Origin of the sequence: Vreelandella indica, assembly GCF_037070225.1 — a bacterium.
GTDB lineage: Bacteria > Pseudomonadota > Gammaproteobacteria > Pseudomonadales > Halomonadaceae > Vreelandella > Vreelandella arctica.
The window spans coordinates 66,001-89,562 of sequence record NZ_JBANSO010000020.1 but is presented as its reverse complement, the minus strand read 5'-3'; the positions used below and the strand labels follow the sequence as shown (position 1 = coordinate 89,562).

Below are 23,562 nucleotides of genomic sequence, written 5' to 3'. Positions count from 1 at the left end.
ACCATGGCGTTCTGATCGTAGTTATAAGCCTTGAAGCGCGGCATGCTGACCACTCCTCGTCCGTTTCCTCGATCCTACCAAAACTTAGTCGTCAGCGGAGTTTTTCTACAGGCTCAACGCCAACAGCACGCGCGGCTGCGAAATGGAGGCGAAGCCGCAATGTAGTAGACGTCGCCGTGACTGTATTGGTTAGACGCGGTACCGGCTCTCAATGTACTTCAATCCCGGGATTCGCTGCCTGCAAGCTTGATACCGCCTCATCCGATATGTGTTCGCAATCCAATACCGATATGAATTTAAGCCCCTTGAGTGACTGGAGAAAACCGAGCCCAATATCCGAAACTACAGTACCTTCAAGCCAGATTTCCTCAAGACTCTTGAATGTTGCAAGGCGCTCCATCGCTATGTCGGTTACCCGCGTTCCATCAAGATCAATACAACGCAATGCAGGCATGTCAGGCAAGTTGGCAATTCCGCAATCGGATACCTCTGAATTCTCCAGATTCAGAAAGACCGTGTCTGCGCGCACAGAGGCTAGGTCCGCATCGCTGAACAAAGAGCCATCTACATAGCCAAATTGACCCTTTAAGCGGAAAACCAGTCTGTCGTCTGACTTCATACCCATCTCGTCTAACGCCCCGCACAAGGGCAGACAAAGTGGAGCGGCTTTGGGGCATAAAATAGCGGAGCTATGCCCAAAAGGTGCGGAGCTTTGGCTGTCCCAGCGACCAACGGGAGCGACTGCTGCGGTTTGTTAGCATTAACCTTCCAAGCCCGGAAATTGATTTTTAATATTGTACACAGTGGAATTATCCAATATGTATTCCCTTCCAGTAGTTTCGTTATAAATTGAAATATCATACCTTACCTTGTTATCATCTGCAGGTCTTGAAATTAGAACGTAGAAATTATCTTTAGATTTAATTTCGAAAGATTCACCCCCCCATCCTCTTGTAACCACCTCAAAAAGCTGCTGATTTTTTAGGCCGTCAAAATACCTAATTGACAACTTTTTGAAGCCACGTGAGCCAGACTTTCTTGAAGTTCTACATGCACCAATAAAAAAGATATGATTCTCTCGGCAAGATTTACATTTCAAGTATGCAGCAGTAAGGCCATATGAATCACTGATACTTATTTCACTTTTACAACCCAAACATTTGATTGTTCTAAAAATACTAGACTCTTTCTTAATTTCCTCACTTAAGAGCTTTAATGTTTTTTCGGCTCCATATTCTTTGACTGATAATCTGACAATTTCAATCAACTTATCTTTCAACATTTATGCTTCCCTTTCTTGTGCTATTTTGTATGCTAACGCTGAGCTTAGCGGCGCCCTTGCAATGAAGGCGAAGCCGCAATGAAAAGGGCGTCCGGCGGCCATCGGCCGCGTACTACAGCGACTGGTTAGATGCCACTTTCTTCATTGGCCGCACTTGGTTAAACCTAAGCCGTTAATTATTGACTGCTTTGCACCAGCCAGATTGGCACTGAAGGTGTCGCGCTCTAGAGAGTTGGTTTGGTAGCGAACTTTGAGTTCTTGGCCTTGAAGTAACTGACCGACATATCCACACCCTTCTTCCTCTGAGCCATGCCAAAGCAAGAATCCAACAGTTGCGGGTTCCCATTGAAACGTTGGTTTACCCAAAAGTTCTGCGAGTCGTTTGCTTTTCTCAGGATCGACTACCATCGTTTCATTTTTGTCTACCCTCATTTCAATTAGTCCGTTCGGCTCAAAGGTCCCAATTTTCTTTCTTGTTATAAACATCCATACAGCCTTGCCTTCGTGACTCAATTGAATTCGATGGTCGGCATCGCTAAATGCAGCGTAACGAACCTGCTTGTCTGTAAAGTCGTCTACTTTGTTTACAGATGTCCATTCAGCATGAGCCGCCTGAGCGAACAAGAGGATTATTATGGTGGCGAGCAGTTTGTACATGGGTACTCCCGAAATTTTCAACTTAAGTTATTGTGGCATTTAACGCCTTGGTTTAGCGGCGGCCCGACAGGGGCGTCCGGTGGAGGCCGCAGGCCGGAACGAACTACAACAACTTGTTATATTTCGTCGTCCTCGATTGGACCGCCAACCGTGTCGAAAATCATGGTGTGGCACTCGACCGTGAACCATTCGTCAAACAATTTCAGGGTCAGTTTCTGAGGCCATAAATCTGGATCAACATACCACCCACCCAGCTCGCTTTCGAACAAAGGACGAAAGTTAGCCTTGATCCATTTTCTGAGTTGCTCGGGAGTGTCGGCCACCTCCTCATCAATGAGGTAAACGGTACGCTCCTCGTTGACATCCTCGAGCGTGATTTCCGGGCCGTCAGGGTTCGGATCAGCTTCGTTGATCCAGCGCACTGCCGGCTCTTTGTAACGGAGGATTAAAGCTGACCTATTGAGCAATTTGGGACTCCCTGAGAAATATAACGCCCCAAGCAGAGGCTTATTTTGCGTTTTGGAGCGAAGCGACAGCAAAATAAGTCCTGCTGACTTGGCTTGTTATGTCCGTCATTAATCAAGTAGCTCTTCCCGAGCAAGGTTTATTTGCTCCCGGGCGGCGCCATATGGAAACGAGATATTGCGCTTCTTCCAGCGCGACTCCGACAGTTTAAGTGCCTCCTCAATAGCGCTGAGAAAAAACTCAGACGCTGCTTGCTTGTCCGCACTCTGTGCTACTTCCTCGGGAACCGCGACCTGAATCATGAAGCCTTGCTCTTTAGAGCAAAACCGTCCAGTACGGAAGCCAGTATAGGGCGGGCTAATCAGCGACCCCGGAAAGTGGAATACAACGTTGAGGAACGGCCGACTTTCATTGCCCTTGAAGTATCCCCACACGCTCTTTAGTGCGCTTTCGCATGGCAGGAATTCCGGCCCGCCCATCACCGTGCCTATGGATATGGTCACGGACTCTCCTCCTCAGACATAACAGGTATTAGACGGCGCGTCCTATGATTGGATGAACGCGCCAGCATGTTTACTTAGCAAATGTAGCCTACCTTTTCGTGCATAACCACATGATTTTAAAATAAATTAATATTAATTAGGCTGCATTTGCAGAATTCGCATGCTTGCGCGTTTTGCCAAGCTCAATAATACTGTATGTATATCCACTGCCAGGAGACAGACACCAAATGGATATGCAAAGCAGGCCTCCGAAACTAATGGATCGTGTGAAAGCTGTTATGCGAGTAAAGCGCTACAGCCCACGTACTGAAAAAACATACTGTTACTGGATACGTTACTTCATTCGCTATCATGGGGTGCGACACCCAGCCAGTATGGGCTCTTCTGAAGTCCAAGCTTTTCTGGAGCACCTTGCCGTAGAGCGATATGTGGCTGCAGCTACACAAAACCAAGCGCTTAATGCTTTAGTATTTCTGTATCGCCATATCCTTGATATGCCATTGGGTGATATTGGTACCTTTTCACGAGCTAAACGCCCGCGTCGATTACCTGTCGTGCTTTCTCACGAAGAGGTTATGCGCGTATTAAATCAATTGTCTGGGCCTATGAATTTGATGGCAACCCTTATGTATGGCTCGGGACTGAGACTCATCGAAACGTGTCGTTTGCGCGTAAGAGATATTGATACCGAACGCCATATCATCACCGTCAGGGCAGGGAAAGGTGATAAAGACCGAACCACTTTACTACCCGCTGTCTGTCTTCCCGCGTTAGAGGCGCAAATTGAGTCGGCTGAACGGCAACTTGCCTATCGGCTAGCACGTGGTCGCGTACCAGTAACTTTACCTCATGCTCTGGACCGTAAGTACCCAAACGCAGGTATTTCCCTAGGTTGGCAATGGCTGTTTCCTGCCAGCCGCCCATGCTGTGATGATGCCGGGAACGTCGTTCTTCACCATATTCATTCATCGGCTGTGCAAAAGGCCGTGAAGCAGGCGATGAAATCTGCATCATTGCCACGTCCAGGCTCTTGCCATACCTTACGGCACAGTTTCGCCACCCAATTACTAAGCCAAGGCACGGATATTCGCACAGTACAAGAATTGCTAGGCCACAAAAGTATCGAGACAACGCAAATTTATACGCATGTAATAGGTAAGGAATTTGCAGGTGTGCGCAGCCCTTTAGGCTAGTCAAAAGCAAAGCACGCTACCGCCCCGGTGCATCTGGGCTGCGTTAAAACGCTCCGCTTGTGACCGTGTTTGGCTAATTAATCATACTTTATTCACAAACCCACCTCAGGTCACGTGTTGAGGCGAGAAAGGGCGTTGTATTTAAGTTGAATAACTTACTTGGTTTTTGTTCGGGCATCGCTTCGCGATGCTTCCGCGGGTGCCTCATTTGCTCGTTCCTCGCAAATTCGTTACCACGCGCTACGAAATGTGGCTATGCATGTATTAGTGCCAACCAAGGGCACTGCTGCCTCGCTCGTTACTAGGCGCTACGAAAGCCCCTCCCCTAACTCTTAGCTTACTGCTGGCCTTCCTTTGCAAATCCGATTAGCCTGCTAATTCACTATTAAGGGTTTGGCATGCAAGAGACGACTTCTCGGCAGCGCTTGGCGGGCGTGCTGATTCTGCTTGGCTTGATCGCACAAATTATTGGCTTTACAGGCTTATTGGGCACTGCCCATGCGGTGAGCTATTTGCTGTGGGTGGCGGTTTTGTTGCTGTGGCGGGATATTCCTCGCCGCTCGCGGGCTCAGGCGGGTGTGTTGATGGCGCTGGGTACGCTGATGCTACTGGTGGCGCGGTTTGTGTATGGCGCTGAAGTGGATTGGCCTGCGATGCTGCAGGGTAATGCCTTTGTGGCGGCGATGCTGGTGGGCGTTAGTTTTATCTCGCTGATTGGCAAGCAAGGCACTAAGGGTGCAACAGGCCAACGGGTGACTGGGGCGGGCGGTATTTTACGTACCTGGCTGGGGGTGCACTTTCTGGGCACGATTTTAAATCTCTCTACTGTGTTTATGGTGGGCGATAAGCTGGCCCGGCGTGGGCCGCTGACGACTCCGCAACTACTGGCGCTTAACCGGGGGCTTTCAAGTGCTGCGTTGTGGTCACCGTTTTTTGCTTCCATGGCGGTAGTGATCGCGTTGGTACCCGATGTGCAGTATGCGCAAATTGCCGTGGTGGGCTTTCCCATGGCGATGCTATCAGGGCTGTTAACCACACTGGAACTAAGACGCCGATTTGATCTTACCGAAGTAGATGGTTTTTCGTTGTCGCCGCGCAGCCTACTGATGCCGGTGGGCATGGCGGCACTGGTGATGCTGTTTCACTTTTGGCTCACCCCTTCCCTTACCATCGTCAGCATTATTACCTTTCTGCTGCCTGGCGTGGCGGTGCTGAGCAACCTCCGCGATGGGCCACGTTTTACCCTACGGCGCATTCGTCAGCACACCACTACGCGGCTACCCGCCATGCGCGGGGAGATTTCGCTGTTTTTAGCCGCGGGGCTTTTGACGATTGGCCTTTCGACGCTGGTTAGTGCTGCGGCAGGTAGCGACTGGACCCTGTTCACGCGTTTCGGCACGCCTCAGGCGATGATCAGCTTTGCGGCGATTACCTTAAGCGCGCTGGTGGGCCTTCACCCAATTATTGGCGTTTCCGTACTGGCGTCGATACTGAACCTGCAGAGCGGCGAACAGACTTTGTTTGCCTTTGTGGCATTAAGTTCGTGGGCGGTGGGTACCAGCGTGGGGCCGCTTTCAGGGATCAACCTTTCGCTACAGGGGCGTTATGGGGTAAGCGGTTATCGCATGATGAAAAACAACCTGCTCTACGCGGCGGTGATGAGCCTGCTTTCGCTGGTCGCGATCGCAGGCGTCAGTTATATAGTGGGTTAACCGGCTCGCTTAGGTCTCGACGATTTTATTGGGGAAGCGGTAGAAGTAGCGATGACCGCACTGGTGGCAAGGTTCCAGCCGCGCCACGTTAGGCAGCATTACTTGGGCGTCGCAATGGGTACAGGCCATTAAACCGGGTGCTGCCATTTCACCTTCGCAGTAGTCGGCGCGGGCGGCTTCTAAGTCCTCTTCAAAGCGCTCGCGGTCTACCACGCTGCGGTCAGCAATGGAGAGCAACGACTCCGCCACGCGACGGGAAAGACCTTCAAGATCAATACCCAACCAGCTGGCGACTTGCTTGCCGGTGTCCGCCATGTAGTAGCGCATATCTTTAAGATCGCGCTCTACCCAGGCACGCAGCAGCGCTAGCTCGTCTTTGGTGTACTCTTCCAGCTCCGATTCAAACTCAACCGCGTCGTCTAGATCCTTCTGTAAGTTTTCCCAGGTTAACTCGTTAGCGCCGCCCTGCATCCGCTCTAACAGTCGTTCGTAGCCTTCGCGTAGGCGATTGTCATTCTGTTGTTCACTCATGGTACCTCTCCTTTTGTCGACGCATGCAGATCCTATCCTCGGCTTACCGTTCAAGGATACACCTGCATAGGATACAATCGACCTCACTTATCTGACAGTAGTCATCTAACATTCACTTTGCGCCCCTTTTGGGCGAATACGCCAAGGCATTAATAAACCGATGGACGCACAATACAACCCTCGTGATATCGAACGCGACGCCCAGCAGTACTGGGACAAACATCAGTGCTTCAAAGCCGTAGAGGACGCAAATCGCGAGAAGTTTTACTGCCTATCCATGTTCCCCTACCCTAGCGGCAAGCTGCACATGGGCCATGTGCGTAACTATACTATCGGCGACGTTGTCTCCCGTTTCCAGCGCATGCAGGGTAAAAATGTCATGCAGCCCATGGGCTGGGATGCATTTGGCATGCCCGCTGAAAACGCCGCCATTCAGAATCAGGTGCCGCCCGCCGAGTGGACCTACCAGAACATCGATTACATGCGCAATCAATTGAAGGCGCTGGGCTTTGCCTACGACTGGAGCCGTGAATTCGCCACCTGCGATACCAGCTACTACCGCTGGGAGCAGTGGTTCTTTACCAAGCTGGTGGAAAAAGGCTTGGTCTATAAGAAGATGTCCACGGTGAACTGGGACCCGGTTGATCAAACCGTACTTGCTAACGAGCAGGTGATTGATGGCCGTGGCTGGCGTTCCGGCGCGTTGGTTGAGCGCAAAGAGATCCCGCTGTGGTTCTTGAAGATTACCGACTACGCCGACGAGCTGCTGGCCGACCTGGATAAAGTAGAGTGGCCTGAGCAGGTCAAAACCATGCAGCGTAACTGGATTGGGAAATCCCGTGGCGTTGAGCTCAGCTTTGATATCAAGACCGCTGAAGGCTCCGATATCAAGGCGAAAGACGGCAGCACCTGCGACCCGCTGGCGGTGTACACCACGCGCCCGGATACGCTGCTAGGCGTGACCTATGTCGCGGTTGCCGCAGGTCACCCGCTGGCCAAGCAGGCGGCTGAGCAGAACAGTGAGCTGGCGGCCTTCTGCGATGAGTGCGCCAAGGGCGGCACCTCTGAAGCAGAAATGGCCACCAAAGAGAAAAAAGGCATGCTCACCGGCCATAGGGCGGTTCACCCGCTGACCGGCGATGAAGTGCCGGTTTATGTGGCTAATTTCGTGTTGATGGAATTTGGCACCGGCGCGGTGATGGCGGTTCCCGGCCACGACCAGCGCGACTGGGAGTTTGCCACCAAATACGGCATTGCTATTAAAGCGGTGATTGCCGACGAAAGCGGCCAGCCTGCCGACGTTTCTGAAGCGGCCTACGCCGAATACGGCACGGTAGTGAATTCAGGCGAGTTCGATGGGCTGGGCTTTGAACAGGCCTTTGATGCGATTGCGGCCAAATTGGCCGAGCTTGGCCGTGGCGAAGTCAAAACCAACTACCGCTTGCGCGATTGGGGCGTTGCCCGCCAGCGCTACTGGGGCGCGCCGATTCCGGTTAAATACGGCCCAGAAGGTCAAACCGTACCGTTAACCGACGACGAACTGCCAGTATCGCTGCCCATGGAAGTCACCGTCGATGCATCCGGCTCGCCGCTGAAAAAGATGCCCGCGTTCTCTGACCTGGGCGATGGCTGGACCCGTGAAACCGACACCTTCGACACCTTTATGGAGTCCTCCTGGTACTACGCGCGCTTCTGCTGTGCCGATAACACCGAGGCGATGCTGGACGAACGTGCCAACTACTGGCTGCCGGTAGATCTCTATATTGGCGGTATCGAGCACGCCATTCTGCACCTGTTGTATGCCCGCTTCTTCCACAAGTTGATGCGTGATTTCGGTTTGGTCGATTCCGATGAGCCCTTCCAGCAGTTGCTGACCCAAGGCATGGTGATCGCAGAAACCTTCTATCGCCCTACCGATAACGGCGGCAAGCAGTGGTTTAACCCTGCGGATGTGGAGGTGAAGCGCGACGAGAAAGGCCGCCCGCTGAGCGCTATATTAATGAGCGACGGCGAGCCTGTGGAGATGGGCGGCATTGAGAAGATGTCCAAGTCGAAAAACAACGGCGTTGACCCGCAGTCGATGATCGACAAGTTCGGCGCCGATACCGTGCGCCTGTTTATGATGTTTGCCGCACCGCCCGAGCAGTCGTTGGAGTGGTCGGATTCCGGCGTAGAGGGTGCTCACCGTTTCTTGAAGCGCCTATGGCGTCAGGTCAATGAGCATTTGGCGGCTGGTACGCCTGGGCCGCTCAACATTGACGCGCTCAATGATGACCAGAAGGCACTGCGGCGTAAAACTCACGAGACCATCAAGAAGGCCAGCGACGACATTGGCCGCCGCACCACCTTCAATACGGCGATCGCGGCCGTCATGGAGCTCTCCAACGCGATCGGCAAGTTCGACGACACGTCTGAACTGGGTCTCGCGGTTAGCCGTGAAGCGTTGGAAGCCGGTGTATTACTGCTCTCGCCGATTACCCCGCACCTGTGCCACAGCCTATGGGAAGCACTGGGCCATACGGGCCCGGCCATTGAAGCGACTTGGCCTGCCGTGGATGAAACGGCCCTAACCCGCGATAGCATTGAGCTGGTGGTGCAGGTCAACGGTAAACTGCGTGCCCGTCTTGAGGTGCCCGCAAGCGCCGATAAGGCATCGATCGAAAAACTCGCCATGGAACACGAAAACGTGCAGCGCTATCTTGAAGGTAACACCGTGCGTAAAGTGATCGTGGTGCCCGGCAAATTGGTCAACATCGTGGTGAGCGGATGAATCGACGCACATTTTTAACCGCCAGCATCGCCGCCTCAGCGGCGGTGCTGCTTAGCGCCTGCGGGTTTCAGCTACGGGGTACTGAATCACTGCCCACGCTGCCTCCCCTTTCCCTAGAGGGCGACACCAACAGTGCCGTTGCCCAACAGGTCGCTGCGCGCCTTCAACAGTTAGGCACTCAGGTAACGGCTGATGCCCCATGGCGGGTCACCCTGGGTACGCCTGCGTTAATTGAGCGGCGATTGGGTGGTGATGGCCGCGCAAGTCGTGAACATGAGCTGACACTGAGCACTTCGCTTTCGGTACAAGAGCGGGCATCCAATGCCTATCACCTCAATAACGCGACCCTGACGACGAGCACGCGTATTCGCGTTAGCGACGATGATCTCCTTAACCGTGAAACGCTGATGATGGAAGCCGAGCAAACGCTTGCTCGACAATTGTCTCAGCAAATCATCGAACGCCTTGCTTACATTGAGGGCATGCAGTGAAGGTATTTGCTGATCAGCTACCCGCTGCGTTAGCAAAAAAGCTGCCCCGCGTGGTTATCGTGGCGGGGGATGAGCCCTTACAACATCGCGATGCCTGCGATGCTGTAAGGAAAGCAGCTCGCCAAGCAGGCGTTGAAGAGCGTGAAGTACTCGATGTAGAGCCCAACTTTGCTTGGGGTCGGTTGATGGAGATGTCCAGCAACCTCTCATTGTTTGCGACCAGCAAGCTCATGGAATTGCGTTTGGGCAATCACAAGCTAGGGCAAGAAGGCAGTAAAGCACTAGCGCAGTATGCCGAAACACTGGATAACAGCGATGATATCTTGCTTATCAGTATGGGCAAATTAGACGCCAAGCAGCAGAAAAGTGCCTGGTTCAAAACGCTGGATAAGCAAGGGTTATTCGTACCGGTCTGGCCTGTCGATGTTTCCCGGTTGGGTTACTGGCTAAGGGATCGCGCGTCACTCCACGGCTTACAAATCGATCTGGATGCAGCTCGCCTGCTGGGTGAGCGTACAGAGGGTAACCTACTGGCCGCCGACCAGGAGCTGCAGAAACTAGCGCTGATTCACCCGCAGGGCACGCGCTTGAATGTGGAAAGCATTGCCCAAGGCGTTGAAGACAGCACACGCTTCGATGTTTTCAATTTGGCCGATGCCTGCCTAAAAGGCGAACCTAGCCGCGCATCGCGTATCGTCAATGGATTGCGTAGTGAAGGGGTCGAGGCCCCCATCGTGCTTTGGGCACTGACCCGGGAGCTGCGCACTCTCCTCTCGCTGCATCAGCATCTGGATCAAGGGCAAAGCTTTGAACATGCCTGCAAAAGCCAAAAGCCGATGATTTTTGATAAGCGACGTCCGGCCTATCAAAAAGCGATTGGCCGCCTGCCAATGAAGCGCCTGCATAAATTGCTGTTAATGGCACAGCGGCTCGATTTAGCCGTTAAAGGCGCTGCAACAATACCGCTGTGGCCAGGCCTACATGATCTGGCAATGACCATGGCCGGTGGTCGTGGGCTGCTTTCTGAATCCGCCTGGACCTATCGCATTAGTGCAAATAATTAGTACTTTGCACATTAGACTTAAAAATTGAACCAATTGTTTCTATACTCACTCCACACCCCCCGACTAGTCTATAAGGAAGAAGACGATGAAAACATTGCGTGCATACCTCTCCACCCTCCTGATTGCGGCGCTTGTTATTACCAGCCTGCCCGTTGCAGCAGCTCCCACTGCGCCTCAATCCATTGATTTAGTCTCTACCCAATCTGTTTTGTCAGCTGATCGTGCTGGCGCTGACCGTGAGCGTATTAACGAGGTCCTGGCCCGCGCCGATGTGCAGGATCAACTGCTAAAACAGGGTGTTGACCTGAACGAAGTAGATGCCCGCGTTGCTGCCTTAAGCGATTCTGAAGCAAAGCAAATGGCTGACCAGCTCGAGATGATGCCTGCCGGTGCCGGTGGTGGCGTTATCGGTGCCCTCTTTGCCGTCTTTATCATTCTGTTGATTACCGATATTCTCGGCCTGACCGACGTTTATCCGTTTACGCGTTGATAGGCAGCTGATGACCACTAAGTCTACTAATATGCTTTCTAACGCCCGCTTCGCGGGCGTTTTTATTATGTTGCTACTGCTGAGCGGCTGCGCACGAAACCCGGCACTGCTACAAAGTACCTATCAAGCGCTTCCGCCCCATGCAGAAATCACCAGCGTACCGTTTTACGCCCAAACGGAGTTTCAGTGCGGCCCTGCCACGCTGGCGATGGTTCTCAACCATCAGGATGTCGAAACAGACGTTGAGCAGCTCATCCCCCAGGTGTTCTTGCCTGAGCGCGACGGCAGCGTACAGCCAGAAATGCTGGCGACTGTGCGACGCTATGATCAACTCGCTTATCCCATTCGCGGCACCATGGATGCGCTGTTAGGCCATCTGGCAGCAGGCGATCCGGTGGTGGTGATGCAAAACTTATCACTCCCTATCTACCCGATGTGGCACTACGCGGTGGCCATTGGCTACGACCTGCCTAGTGAAACGCTTATTCTGCGCAGTGGCGAAATTGAACGCCATACGATGTCGTTTAGCCGTTTCGACGCCACCTGGGCGCGCACTGAACGCTGGGGATTTGTCGTTGCCGAGCCCGGCACGCTACCTGCGGGTATCACTGCCCGTAATGCCCTTGAAGCCATCAGTGCCTACGAAGAAACGAACGGCCCCCAGGCTGCATTATCAAGCTGGCAAACGTTTAACGAGCACCACCCTACCAATGCTATCGGACAATTTGCGCTAGGCAACGCGCTGTACGCTGACCAACAACCAGAGAAAGCTCGCAACGCCTTTGAACGAGCAACGAAGCTTGATGAAAAAATGGGCGCTGCCTGGCTAAATCTAGGCCTTTTACTGCTTCAGCAAGAAGAACCCGTCGCTGCTCGAAAAGCGTTGGAACAGGCCGCCTCGCTGACGGGTAGCTGGCAGGAAAAAGCCCGCTTAGCCATAGAAAGCATGAATACACAATAAATATCAAAGACCTATAAAATTTACTAATAATAACGAGCACAAGTATGATCCTGCGATTAGTAAAGTTGTTGGATAGCATACCTTGCGAGTGAGTGCTTAAGTTACATAAGGATAAGCCTTCAAGTTGTTCATTGGACTACCTAACCATTGACGGGAGAGGTGCCATGCAGAACTGTCCTTTGAAACGTAAGTGCTCTGTTAATGGTTGTGTATATTTACTATACGAGCTGGCTCGTTTGCGACATTTTGCAAAGAGAGACGTCATCACTAACAGCTCGTTGATTGCGTCATGACGATTCTTCATCATTTGCGCCAGCCTCGCGGATGTTTGGCATTCCTTTTCGCCGTCATCTTCTGCACCTTGTCGGCAATCATGGGCAGCTATGTATACAACACTTGTCAAAAAGCCAGTGCCAACTACACCAAACTGGTGAGTGATATTATGCTGGCCCAGCAAGCGACACCTCAATTACGAGAAGCGTTGGAAGAAGGAAATAGTCGTCAGCCTAACAACGAACATATTGAATACATTGATCACTTCATTTCAACTTCCAAGCAGCATTTAAATAGCATACAGACCAACATTGAGCAAAATCGCTTTCTCACTTCTAACGTTAACTACCTTATTAATCATTTTAGCGAGCTTGATAATCGTCTTTCTGACCTGAACCAGCAGGCCCGTGAAGTCCATCAGCATCCAGAGCTAATTGAACCGTTGCAGCGTGGTGCAATGAATGTTGGCGGCTCCCTGGCATGGCTTTATGACCAACTATTGGAAGAAGTCTACACAATATCCTCGCAACAAAGCTTGGTGATGCAGCGGCTCTCAATTGCTATCAATGTGCTACTGGTAGTCATAATCGGCGCGGCAATTACGCTTTGCATGGCGGTTATCCATCTACACCGACAACGCAACGTAATGCATCAGTTAATGCTCACCGATGAATTAACTGGGCTGTATAACCGGCGCCATTTGGTCAATGTAGCCTTCGCAGTGCTGACTCAAGCTCAGCGTGATAAAACGCCGCTTAGCCTGCTGTTGTTAGATCTAGATCACTTCAAGCAAATAAACGACACCTATGGGCATCCTACTGGCGATGAGGTGCTACGCCAGGTCAGCAAAAAACTGCGTCAACTAAGTCGACCCTCCGATACATTAGCGAGAATTGGTGGCGAAGAATTTTGTTTGTTAATGCCCAACACATCCACCCATGATGCACTACAGGTGGCGGATCGGCTGCGCCGAGAAATTGAAGTTAGCGAGCTGGGTGACCTAAATTTACATGCCAACCCGACCATTAGCATTGGCGTAACGACGGGTTATGACGGCTCACTTACGTTTGAGCAGCTGTATTCATTTGCTGATAAAGCGCTCTACCAAGCCAAGTCGCTGGGTCGCAACCGTGTTGAAAGCTTGTTACCACCCATCGTCAAAGCTTCAGAAAACGCTGAAAAAGCAAAAAACTACAGCCATTCTCTCATCAGCTAACAGCGTATTACCAAACTAGAAAGAAATGAAAGCTGAGGTTAAAAAACACGATTCAAGCCATTTTGAGCGGCCACCCGATACGCTTCTGCCATGGTGGGATAATTGAAAGTAGTGTTAACGAAATACTTTAGCGTATTGGCGTCGCCCTTCTGTTGCATGATCGCTTGGCCGATATGCAGAATCTCAGACGCCTGATCGCCAAAACAGTGAATCCCGAGTATTTCCAGGGTGTCCTGGTGGAAAAGTATTTTAAGCATCCCCACGGTATCACCGGTAATCTGTGCTCGGGCAGTATCTTTGAAAAAGGCTTTGCCTACTTCGTAGGGCACTTTTGCTTCGGTTAACTCACGCTCATTCGGGCCAAACGAGCTAATTTCGGGGATGGTATAAATCCCGGTGGGAACATCACTGACAAAGCGATACTCTTTATCGAGCAGCTCGTTGCATGAATTAAGGCCTTGATCGTAGGCGGCACTCGCCAAACTTGGCCAACCGATAACATCGCCTGCTGCATAAATATGGGGCACCTCGGTGCGGTAATGCTCATCAACACTGAGCTGGCCCCGCCCATTGGCCTTCAAGCCAATGTTTTCAAGCCCAAGGCTATCGGTATTACCCGTACGACCGTTGGCCCATAAAAACGCATCCGCGCGGATTTTCTTGCCTGACTTGAGGCGCACGACGACGCCTGATTCATCGCCCTCAACACTCTCATACTCTTCATTATGGCGAACCAACACACCGTGCTTACGCAAGTGATAGGAGAGCGCATCGCTGATTTCATCGTCCAGGAATGACAGTAGGCTGTCACGGTTATTGATTAAATCAACCTTGACGCCTAACCCAGAAAAGATTGACGCGTACTCACAACCGATTACCCCTGCCCCGAAAATCACTAGGGTACGTGGCGTATGCGAAAGGCTCAAAATGGTATCGGAGCAGTAAATGCGCGGATGCCGAAAGTTAATGTCCGCCGGGCGATAGGGACGTGAACCGGTAGCAATGACGATTTTTTTGGCCACCAGCTCTTCCATGCCTTCTTGGCGGTCATGAACTATCAGCGTATGTTCATCTTTAAAGCGGGCAACACCGTGGAAGAGGTCAATCCGGTTACGCGCATAAAATGTCGTGCGCATCTCTACCTGCTTGTCGATGGTGCCACGTGAACGCTCCATCACTTTCGGAAAGGAGAACCAGCGCGGCTCACCGATATCGCGGAACATGCGGTTTGTGTTGAACGCCATGATCTGCTTGACCTGATGGCGCAACGCTTTGGAGGGAATGGTGCCCCAGTGAGTACAGTTACCGCCTACTTGAGCCTGCTTTTCAATAATCGCTACCCGTTTGCCATGCTTGGCAGCGTTAATGGCAGCGCTTTCACCCGCAGGCCCTGTACCGATTACCACGACATCGTAATTGTGAACCGCCATACTCTCTGCGTCTCCTTCCTATTCGGGTTAACCCATTCTCGTCAAACTATCGCCGACAAACGATCCAAGGCTGATAGTCCCAGGCAAACAGTCCAAGACAAACAGGCACTTGTGGCATAAACGTTAAGAAGGCGCAGTTCACATGAACATGCGCCTCTTCGTTATCTATATGGCTTATTAACGACGGGTGGCGTCATAGCCTAGGTCAGCACCGCGACTTTCGTCACTACGGCGCCGCTCGCTGCCACGCTTGCGGTTCTCTTCTTCGCACACTTCGTCTTTACCGCCACAAATATCACAGCCGTCTTTCATGCCTATTTGATTCAAACCACCGCATGAACCTGCAATAGGTTTACGACCCATGATGACACCCACGGCCATGACACCCATAATCAGTGCCATAAAGCCGAATACCAGTAACCAAATCGCCATAACAACCTCCCAGCATGTCACTGCTTAGCTTTCTATTATTGACCTAACCGGCCATCACCTCTATCTACAGCATTCAGGCCGATTAGTGCCTCACAATCTTTGTTTGTTAAGCCTATTGTACCTCAGTGGGCTGTTGTTATCAGCGCGGCGCACTTCTCATTAACAATACCTATCAGTAACACAAACGGGGCTGACCAAAAGGCCAGCCCCGCTCATTGTTACCGCAGTAATCTTTCTTCATAACCATTGCGATTATGACGATTGATTAGCCACCGAAATCATCCAATAGGATATTTTCTGGCTCAACGCCCATATCAAGCAACAGCTTAATGACCGAGGCGTTCATCATCGGCGGACCACACATGTAGTACTCGCAATCTTCAGGTGCCGGATGGTCCTTCAGATAGTTTTCGTACAGCACGTTATGAATAAAGCCTGTCGGCCCTTCCCAGTTATCTTCCGGCTGTGGATCAGAAAGCGCCAAGTGCCACTCGAAGTTCGGGAACTCTTCGGCTAACTGGTCATACTCTTCATTATAGAAGGTCTCACGCCAAGAGCGCGCACCGTACCAGAAGGTAATCTTGCGCTTAGACTTCAAGCGCTTCAACTGATCAAAGATATGACTACGCATTGGCGCCATACCCGCACCACCACCGATAAAGATCATTTCGGCGTCAGTATCGCGAGCAAAGAACTCACCAAACGGCCCCATCACGGTCACCTTGTCACCTTCTTTAAGATTGAAGACGTAGGTAGACATCAGGCCGGGCGGATGGTTAGTGCCAGGAGGCGGCGTCGCAATACGAATGTTGAACTTGAGGATACCCTTCTCATCCGGGTAGTTCGCCATGGAGTATGCGCGAATCACTTCCTCGTTGTTCTTATGGGAAATTTTGAACATATCAAATTTTTCCCAATCACCACGGTACTCTTCTTCAATATCGAAGTCAGAGAACTTGATGTCGTACGGCGGTGCCACAAGCTGTACGTAACCACCGGCGCGGAAGGCAACTTCTTCTCCCTCGGGTAGTTTCAGGTTCAGCTCTTTGATAAAGGTGGCAACGTTGGGGTTGGCAATAACTTCACATTCCCACTTTTTCACCCCAAACACTTCTTCAGGCACTTCAACTTTCATGTCCTGCTTTACAGGTACCTGACAAGAGAGGCGCCAGCCCTCTTTCTTCTCACGCATGGTGAAGTGCGACTCTTCCGTCGGCAGAATAGAGCCACCGCCCTCTTCTACACGGCACTTACACTGAGCACAAGAACCACCGCCACCACAGGCGGAAGAGAGAAAAATACCGTTAGCAGCAAGTGTATTAAGCAGCTTGCCACCAGCTTGGGTTTTCAAAGTGTGTTCGGGGTCGCCATTGACCTCAATGGTCACGTCCCCGCTACTCACAAGCTTGCTGCGCGCTGCCAGAATGATCGCCGTTAAGCTAATAACGATGACCGTGAACATGACAACACCGAGCAAGATGACTGTTGTATCAACCATGTCGGTTTCCTATTGCTGGAGGTTTCTATTATCCAGCGGTGTCTGACACCGCTGGAGAAAAACCGGCTCCGATTAAAGCTGAATGCCCGAGAAGGACATAAAGCCCAACGACATTAGCCCCACGGTGATGAAAGTAATGCCCAGCCCTTGGAGGCCACCCGGCACATCGCTGTATTTCAGTTTTTCACGGATACCCGCCAGCGCGGCAATAGCCAGCGCCCAACCGGTGCCCGCGCCAAAGCCATAGACCACGGCTTCACCAAAGTTATAGCTACGCTCTACCATGAACAGTACACCACCAAGGATGGCACAGTTAACGGTAATCAACGGCAGGAATACACCCAGCGCGTTGTAGAGCGATGGCACGTACTTATCAAGGAACATCTCCATGATTTGTACGAGAGCAGCAATAACACCGATGTAAGAGAGCAGCCCAAGGAAAGACAGATCAATGTTTTCAGCACCGCTGATACCGGTCCACGTTAGCGCACCTTCTTGTAGCAAGTAGGTGAACACTAGGTTGTTCACCGGCACCGTGACGGTTAATACGACAATTACCGCGATACCCAGGCCAATCGCTGAGGAGACTTTTTTGGACACTGCCAAGAAAGTACACATCCCCAAAAAGAAGGCCAGCGCCATGTTTTCAACAAACACCGAAGCAACAAAAAGACTCAGATAATGTTCCATGTTACACGGCCTCCTTGGGTTTGGTGTTTTCCTTCATTTTGAACTCATTATCTTCCACCTGTTCTGGGTTGACTGCACGCATCACCCAGATCAGTAAGCCGATAATGAAGAACGCTGAAGGAGGTAATAGCAACAAGCCATTGGGAACGTACCAACCACCATTCTGAACGGTCTGAAGGATAGTGATACCAAAAATGCTGCCTGCACCCAGCAACTCACGGAAGAAGCCAACCACCATAAGCACAAAACCATACCCAAGGCCGTTACCAACACCGTCTAAAAATGACATTCCCGGCGTGTTGGACATCGCAAAACCCTCTGCACGCCCCATGACGATACAGTTAGTAATGATCAAGCCAACGAATACGGAAAGCTGCTTAGACATCTCATAGGCATACGCTTTCAAAATCTGGTCTACCACGATTACCAGCGAGGCAATGATGGTCATCTGAACGATGATACGAATCGAGGAAGGAATGTGGTTCCTGATCAACGATACGAACAGGTTTGAGAATGCCGTTACGAAAATAACCGCCAGCGCCATAACGAGCGATACGCTCATACTGGTGGTTACCGCAAGTGCCGAACAGATCCCCAGAATTTGCAGCGCAATAGGGTTATTCTGGAAAATCGGCGCGGTTAAAACGCCTTTTGCATTTACGTCCGCCATGATCAGGCCCCCTCAACGTCTTCGAAGTTGGTATCAGTCTCTTCGGCGTCTTCCGGCTCAGTACCACTGCGGAATTTAGCCAAATAGGGACCGAAAGCTTCTTCGCTTAACCAGAACTGCAGCATGTTAGTTACGCCGTTACTGGTTAGCGTAGCGCCAGATAGCGCATCTACTTCGTATTCGTCGCTAGCGCCGCCTTTGGTCAGGTGAATTTCCGGTGAGAGGTCGCCCTCTTCATCGTAAATTTTCTTACCTTCCCACTGTGCTTGCCAGCGCGGGTTATTGACTTCAGCACCCAAGCCGGGCGTTTCACTGTGCTCGTAGTAAGTGATACTGACAATGGTATTGCCGTCACCTTCCACTGCCAGGAAGCCACGCATTAGGCCCCATAGCCCTTGGCCACGAATAGGTAGCACGATCTGTTCCGGGTCGTCTTCACCACCAATCAAATAAACGGTGGCGTAGTTTTCGACACGCGATAGACCAGCGATATCCTGATCGCCAGAAAGCGTGCGACCCGAAGCCGGGTCACGAGCAGCTTCAAAGCTATCGTAGGTATCAGGGTCAAACTCATCAGAATACTCACCGGTATCCAGGTCAACGACCCGAGCGGTGATCTCTTCGCTAAACACCTCTTCAACGTCCATGCCAGGCTCATACAGCTTGGCGACGTTCAAGATATTGGTTTTACGATCAAGCTCCTGATTGAGCTGTTGGGCGGGTCGCAGTGCGACCGCCGCAGTCGAGACAATGACGGAGCACACGATACAGAGTGCAAACGCCACAATCAGGACTTTCTTGATGGAGTTGTTACCTTGTGCCATTAGGCAGTCTCCTCGGCCGGTACGCCGGTACGCTTAACGCGACGCTTGATGTTGGCCTGGACGAAGAAATGGTCAATCAGCGGTGCAAACAGGTTAGCAAATAAGATAGCCAACATGATGCCCTCTGGGAAAGCCGGGTTCACAACGCGAATTAAAACGGTCATCACACCAATCAGCGCACCAAATATCAAACGACCTTGGTTGGTCATCGATGCTGACACCGGGTCAGTCGCCATGAATACCATGCCGAACGCGAAGCCACCAATCACCAGATGCCAGTACCACGGCATGGCAAACATCGGATTGGAGTCAGAGCCCATTAGGTTAAACAGCGTGCTGGTAACGACCATACCCAAAAATACGCCAAGCATGATTCGCCACGAGGCAATCCGCGTCCACAGCAGCACTGCAGCACCAATAAAGATCGCCAGCGTCGACACCTCACCCACAGAACCGGGGACAAAGCCAAGAAAGGCGTCCCACCAGCTGAAAGTATCCGTTAACGCGGTCATACCATCTTGGAACGCCAGCGAGAGCGCAGTAGCACCGGTGTAACCGTCAGCGGCAACCCATACAGCGTCACCGGAAATCTGTGCGGGGTAGGCAAAATAAAGAAATGCACGGCCTGTCAGCGCGGGGTTCAAGAAGTTCTTACCCGTACCACCGAATATCTCTTTACCGATTACCACACCAAAGGTGATACCCAGCGCAACTTGCCACAACGGAATGGTCGCGGGCAGTATCAATGCGAATAGCACTGAGGTAACGAAGAACCCTTCGTTAACTTCGTGACCACGCTTGATGGCAAACAACACTTCCCAGAAACCACCCACCACAAAGGTGACTAAGTAGATTGGCAAGAAGTAAGTCGCGCCGAGGACAAAGTTAGCCCATAAGCTGCTGGCATCATGACCTGACGCCAATGTCATCATAATAGCTTCGCGCCAGCCACCCATAGAGGCGTAGCCTGCATCGATAGCCGTGTTTGCTTGCCACCCCGCGTTCCACATACCAAAGAACATTGCTGGGAAGGTACACATCCACACAGTAATCATGATGCGCTTAAGGTCGATACCGTCACGCACGTGGGCGGTGGTTTTAGCAACGCTTGGCGGTGAATAAAAAATGGTATCTACCGCTTCAAAGAGCGGGTAGAACTTTTCGTACTTTCCGCCTTTGTGGAAATGCGGCTCGATATTTTGGAGTGTCTGTTGAATACCCATCATCAGGCCTCTTTCTCGATCATGGTGAGATTGTCACGCAGGATGGGGCCATATTCGTATTTGCCGGGGCAAACGTACGTACACAGCGCCAGATCCTCTTCGTCCAGCTCCAAACATCCAAGCTGCATGGCAACCTCAATGTCGCCCACGATCAGCGAACGCAGTAACTGAGTTGGCATGATATCCAGCGGCATCACCGTTTCATATGAGCCAACGGGCACCATCGCGCGCTCTGAACCATTGGTTGATGTGGTGGGTGCGTAGTTACGCAAGCCTTTAATTCTGGAAAGGTAAATACCCAGCACAGAGTGTCGATCAGCGCCCAGTGATAGCCATCCAAGTAAGATGCGCTTATTACCTTCTTCAATCAGACTAAACTGATTGCTAAAGCGTCCCAGATAGGTAAGTTTGCCTTCCGCGGTAAAGCCAGAAAATACAGAACCAGAAATGATACGGGTGTCATCGGGTTTGATGACTTCTTCTGCCAGGAGTTCATCCGTGCTAGCGCCGATACGGGTACGTACCAAGCGAGGGTTTTCAGCACGCGGGCCACCAATGGCAACCACGCGGCTCATATCCAGTTTCCCTTCTACAAAGAACTTACCGAACGCGATAACGTCCTGATAGCCGATGTGCCACACCTGTTTGTGCAGAGCGACGGGAGAAAGGTAATGAATATGGGTGCCCACTAGCCCGGCTGGGTGCGGCCCGGCAAAGCTTTCGGTTTTGACGCCTTCCACCTCACCGCCCGGAATAGAGGCGTTTTCCCCTGTACAAAGAAAGACGTTGCCCTCGGTAAGGCGCGCTAACACCTTGAGGCCATCTTCAAATGCTTGCGGCTGCTCATTAATGATCAGCGCAGGATCAGGGCTTAAAGGATGGGTATCTACGGCTGTTACAAAAATATCGGCCGGAGTGCTATCGATTGCCGGTGTACGCGAGAAAGGACGCGTGCGTAGCGCCGTCCAGAGTCCCGACTCCACCAGTTGGTCAACAACGACCTGGCGTTCAAGCTGCGTTAAGGCATTACGGTCATGAGCAGCGAATTCAATCGCCTCCTCAGTCTCGTCGACTTTGATCACAACAGATAGTAAACGACGTTTTTCGCCACGGTTTATTGCAAGCACTTCACCAGCAGCGGGCGCTGTATAGCGCACACCATCAATTTTCTTGTCGGTGAAGAGCAATTGGCCTAGTTTGACCTTATCCCCTTCCTGAACTTCCATCGTCGGCTTCATGCCAACGTAGTCGGTACCCAGGATTGCCACGTGGCGCACAGGCCGCGCATCTTCAATACGCTGCTCGGGCGCTCCCGCGATGGGGAGATCCAGGCCTTTTTTGACTTCGATCATAGTCTCGCCCAGTTGTTGGATCGGATATACGAAGGTATGGGGTTCGAATGCTTATTTTCTGCTCAGCGAATTGTTATTTTCTGCTCAGATTGTTACCAGTCCGGCCCAAGCAGCACTTGAACCACCCCGAAAAATCCATCGTATTATAAAGATAAGCGCGTCCAATGACCACATCCCTGATGATCTCCAAAAGTGCTATATACATTGGCAAACGGAAGGCATAGAGACAAAAAAACGCCACCCGAAGGTGGCGCTGCATCATTATTTCGCTTGATAGCCCCGCAGAGAAGCTAATTTAGCAATATTATTATTTAGCTATTTAACGCGGCAGCTTTAAGAACCGCACATTAGACATCTGTTGTAAAATACGCACGACTTGGCAGCTATAGCCAAATTCGTTGTCGTACCACATATAGACAACCGCATGATGACCGTTGGCGATAGTCGCTTTGGCGTCAACAATGCCAGCATGGCGATTGCCTACAAAGTCCGATGAGACCACTTCTGCCGAGTCAACAAAGTCAATTTGCTTTTGATAAGCAGAATCAATCGACATGCGGCGCAAGTAATCGTTTAGCGCAGCCGCATCAGTCGTTTTGTCCAGTGTCAGGTTAAGAATGGCCATGGAAACATTGGGGATCGGCACGCGAATTGCGTTACCGGTTAGCTTACCCTCAAGCTCAGGCAGTGCTTTGGAGACAGCTTTAGCCGCGCCCGTCTCGGTTAAGACCATGTTCAACGCCGCGCTGCGGCCACGCCGGTCGCCTTTGTGGTAGTTATCGATCAGGTTCTGGTCATTAGTGTAAGCATGCACGGTCTCAACGTGACCGTTTACCACACCATACTCATCGTTAAGCACCTTCAATACCGGCACTATCGCGTTGGTGGTACATGACGCGGCTGAAACAATAAGATCGTTATCGCCAATCGATTCGTGATTAATACCGTAAACGATATTTTTGATATCGCCTTTACCCGGCGCTGTCAGCAACGCTTTGGCAGCACCTTTGCACTTCAAGTGCTGGCCCAGGCCCTCTTCATCACGCCAAATACCGGTATTATCAACGATAACGGCGCTGTTGATGTCGTAGGTGGTGTAGTCGATTTCACTCGGTGAATCAGCATAGATAACCTGAATGACATTGCCATTTACGGTCAGCGTGCGCGCTTCTGCATCGACCATGATGGTACCGTCAAACGGCCCGTGTACGGAATCGCGGCGCAGCAGGCTGGCACGTTTTTCAAGGTCCTTTGCCACATCGCCACGGCCACGTACAACAATAGCGCGCAGGCGTAGCAGGTTGCCGCCACCGGCTTTTTCAACCATCACCCGGGCCAATAACCGGCCAATACGGCCAAAACCATAAAGCACCACATCTTGTGGCTCACCGGTGCTGGCGCCTGGCTGATAACCATCAATAATTTCGTGCAGCTCTTTACGCAGAAAGGCTTCAACATCGCCCCCGCCCTGGCGCTTAAACATTACCCCCAACTTGCCCACATCGACATGCGCAGGGCCAAGATTTAACTCAACCATGCTTTTAAGAATCGGGTAGGTATCTTCAACGGAGAGCTCGGTTCCCTCCAGTTTGCGTACAAAGCGGTGGTCTTTGAGAATACGGATGACTGACCGTTTGATGAGCGAGCGTCCAAACATGGTGGCAACAACATTATTCTGACGATAGAGCTGCCCTACCAATGGGATCATCTGCTCCGCCAAGGCTTCGTTGCCTTGCCATTCTTGAAAAACGTTTTCGAGCGCTTGCTGACTCACGGGCGGCCTCATCAGGTAGTGGAAACAGGGTCGTAAACCGATAATTCAGCTCATTATCCGG

General features: G+C 51.6%; 23 protein-coding genes. 8 read left to right on the top strand and 15 right to left on the bottom strand.

What is annotated here, in order from left to right; genetic code table 11:
- Positions 1 to 208: 208 nt before the first annotated feature.
- The 5 genes from V8L71_RS14510 to V8L71_RS14490 all read right to left on the bottom strand — a co-directional run bounded on the left by V8L71_RS14510 (position 209) and on the right by V8L71_RS14490 (position 2,907).
- Positions 209 to 619, bottom strand: coding sequence for a leucine-rich repeat domain-containing protein (locus tag V8L71_RS14510; RefSeq protein WP_036149633.1), 411 nt, complete (start codon positions 617 to 619; stop codon positions 209 to 211).
- Positions 620 to 760: 141 nt separating this feature from the next.
- Positions 761 to 1,282 carry a hypothetical protein gene (locus tag V8L71_RS14505; RefSeq protein ID WP_336274557.1) on the bottom strand — a complete coding sequence of 174 codons (522 nt, stop codon included), beginning with the start codon at positions 1,280 to 1,282 and terminating at the stop codon, positions 761 to 763.
- 141 nt (positions 1,283 to 1,423) lie between these two features.
- Positions 1,424 to 1,939 (bottom strand): hypothetical protein, encoded by a 516-nt coding sequence (locus V8L71_RS14500; protein WP_336274556.1) that lies wholly within the window; start codon positions 1,937 to 1,939, stop codon positions 1,424 to 1,426.
- Positions 1,940 to 2,055: 116 nt separating this feature from the next.
- Positions 2,056 to 2,361, bottom strand: coding sequence for a hypothetical protein (locus V8L71_RS14495; RefSeq protein WP_336274555.1), 306 nt, complete (start codon positions 2,359 to 2,361; stop codon positions 2,056 to 2,058).
- A 153-nt stretch (positions 2,362 to 2,514) separates the two neighbouring features.
- Positions 2,515 to 2,907, bottom strand: coding sequence for a hypothetical protein (locus V8L71_RS14490; protein WP_336274554.1), 393 nt, complete (start codon positions 2,905 to 2,907; stop codon positions 2,515 to 2,517).
- A gap of 227 nt (positions 2,908 to 3,134) precedes the next feature.
- On the opposite strand from V8L71_RS14490, the gene V8L71_RS14485 reads away from it, so the two are divergent.
- The gene (locus V8L71_RS14485; protein WP_290673205.1) at positions 3,135 to 4,100 is read left to right on the top strand and encodes an integron integrase; all 966 of its coding nucleotides are present in this window, start codon (positions 3,135 to 3,137) and stop codon (positions 4,098 to 4,100) included.
- A gap of 398 nt (positions 4,101 to 4,498) precedes the next feature.
- The gene (locus V8L71_RS14480) at positions 4,499 to 5,812 is read left to right on the top strand and encodes a hypothetical protein (RefSeq protein ID WP_336274553.1); all 1,314 of its coding nucleotides are present in this window, start codon (positions 4,499 to 4,501) and stop codon (positions 5,810 to 5,812) included.
- A 9-nt stretch (positions 5,813 to 5,821) separates the two neighbouring features.
- On the opposite strand, the gene V8L71_RS14475 is transcribed toward V8L71_RS14480, so the two are convergent.
- Positions 5,822 to 6,343: a zinc ribbon-containing protein gene (locus V8L71_RS14475; protein ID WP_336274552.1), complete on the bottom strand. Its 522-nt coding sequence runs from the start codon at positions 6,341 to 6,343 to the stop codon at positions 5,822 to 5,824.
- Positions 6,344 to 6,503: 160 nt separating this feature from the next.
- Between V8L71_RS14475 and leuS the strand changes: the two genes are divergently transcribed.
- The 6 genes from leuS to V8L71_RS14445 all read left to right on the top strand — a co-directional run bounded on the left by leuS (position 6,504) and on the right by V8L71_RS14445 (position 13,608).
- Complete coding sequence (gene leuS, locus V8L71_RS14470; RefSeq protein ID WP_336274551.1) at positions 6,504 to 9,113, top strand: leucine--tRNA ligase; 2,610 nt, start codon at positions 6,504 to 6,506, stop codon at positions 9,111 to 9,113.
- On the top strand, positions 9,110 to 9,604 hold the full coding sequence (locus tag V8L71_RS14465) for an LPS-assembly lipoprotein LptE (protein WP_008956582.1): 495 nt from the start codon (positions 9,110 to 9,112) through the stop codon (positions 9,602 to 9,604). The genes leuS and V8L71_RS14465 overlap by 4 nt, the downstream gene beginning before the upstream one ends.
- A complete protein-coding gene (gene holA, locus V8L71_RS14460; RefSeq protein ID WP_336274550.1) occupies positions 9,601 to 10,668 on the top strand; it encodes a DNA polymerase III subunit delta in 1,068 nt (355 codons plus the stop codon). The genes V8L71_RS14465 and holA overlap by 4 nt, the downstream gene beginning before the upstream one ends.
- An 85-nt stretch (positions 10,669 to 10,753) precedes the next feature.
- Positions 10,754 to 11,158 (top strand): PA2779 family protein, encoded by a 405-nt coding sequence (locus V8L71_RS14455; protein ID WP_008956584.1) that lies wholly within the window; start codon positions 10,754 to 10,756, stop codon positions 11,156 to 11,158.
- Between the two features lie 10 nt (positions 11,159 to 11,168).
- On the top strand, positions 11,169 to 12,119 hold the full coding sequence (locus tag V8L71_RS14450; protein WP_336274549.1) for a PA2778 family cysteine peptidase: 951 nt from the start codon (positions 11,169 to 11,171) through the stop codon (positions 12,117 to 12,119).
- A 289-nt stretch (positions 12,120 to 12,408) separates the two neighbouring features.
- Positions 12,409 to 13,608, top strand: coding sequence for a GGDEF domain-containing protein (locus tag V8L71_RS14445; protein ID WP_336274548.1), 1,200 nt, complete (start codon positions 12,409 to 12,411; stop codon positions 13,606 to 13,608).
- 38 nt (positions 13,609 to 13,646) lie between these two features.
- On the opposite strand, the gene sthA is transcribed toward V8L71_RS14445, so the two are convergent.
- From sthA to V8L71_RS14400, 9 genes are all read right to left on the bottom strand, one after another.
- Positions 13,647 to 15,038, bottom strand: a complete 1,392-nt coding sequence (sthA, locus tag V8L71_RS14440) for a Si-specific NAD(P)(+) transhydrogenase (protein WP_336274547.1) — start codon at positions 15,036 to 15,038, stop codon at positions 13,647 to 13,649.
- A gap of 177 nt (positions 15,039 to 15,215) precedes the next feature.
- The gene (nqrM, locus tag V8L71_RS14435; RefSeq protein ID WP_008956588.1) at positions 15,216 to 15,470 is read right to left on the bottom strand and encodes a (Na+)-NQR maturation NqrM; all 255 of its coding nucleotides are present in this window, start codon (positions 15,468 to 15,470) and stop codon (positions 15,216 to 15,218) included.
- A gap of 265 nt (positions 15,471 to 15,735) precedes the next feature.
- Positions 15,736 to 16,968 (bottom strand): NADH:ubiquinone reductase (Na(+)-transporting) subunit F, encoded by a 1,233-nt coding sequence (gene nqrF, locus V8L71_RS14430; protein ID WP_176303677.1) that lies wholly within the window; start codon positions 16,966 to 16,968, stop codon positions 15,736 to 15,738.
- Between the two features lie 72 nt (positions 16,969 to 17,040).
- Entirely contained in the window at positions 17,041 to 17,658 is a 618-nt protein-coding gene (gene nqrE / locus V8L71_RS14425; protein WP_240719763.1) for an NADH:ubiquinone reductase (Na(+)-transporting) subunit E, read from the bottom strand.
- Position 17,659: 1 nt separating this feature from the next.
- Entirely contained in the window at positions 17,660 to 18,328 is a 669-nt protein-coding gene (locus V8L71_RS14420; protein ID WP_336274546.1) for an NADH:ubiquinone reductase (Na(+)-transporting) subunit D, read from the bottom strand.
- Between the two features lie 2 nt (positions 18,329 to 18,330).
- Positions 18,331 to 19,152 (bottom strand): Na(+)-translocating NADH-quinone reductase subunit C, encoded by an 822-nt coding sequence (locus V8L71_RS14415; protein WP_101145750.1) that lies wholly within the window; start codon positions 19,150 to 19,152, stop codon positions 18,331 to 18,333.
- Positions 19,152 to 20,378 carry an NADH:ubiquinone reductase (Na(+)-transporting) subunit B gene (locus V8L71_RS14410; protein ID WP_336274545.1) on the bottom strand — a complete coding sequence of 409 codons (1,227 nt, stop codon included), beginning with the start codon at positions 20,376 to 20,378 and terminating at the stop codon, positions 19,152 to 19,154. The genes V8L71_RS14415 and V8L71_RS14410 overlap by 1 nt, the downstream gene beginning before the upstream one ends.
- Positions 20,378 to 21,727 carry a Na(+)-translocating NADH-quinone reductase subunit A gene (locus V8L71_RS14405; protein ID WP_336274544.1) on the bottom strand — a complete coding sequence of 450 codons (1,350 nt, stop codon included), beginning with the start codon at positions 21,725 to 21,727 and terminating at the stop codon, positions 20,378 to 20,380. Before V8L71_RS14405 ends, V8L71_RS14410 begins: the two co-directional genes overlap by 1 nt.
- Before the next feature lie 319 nt (positions 21,728 to 22,046).
- The gene (locus V8L71_RS14400; protein ID WP_336274543.1) at positions 22,047 to 23,501 is read right to left on the bottom strand and encodes a glyceraldehyde-3-phosphate dehydrogenase; all 1,455 of its coding nucleotides are present in this window, start codon (positions 23,499 to 23,501) and stop codon (positions 22,047 to 22,049) included.
- Positions 23,502 to 23,562: the final 61 nt, after the last annotated feature.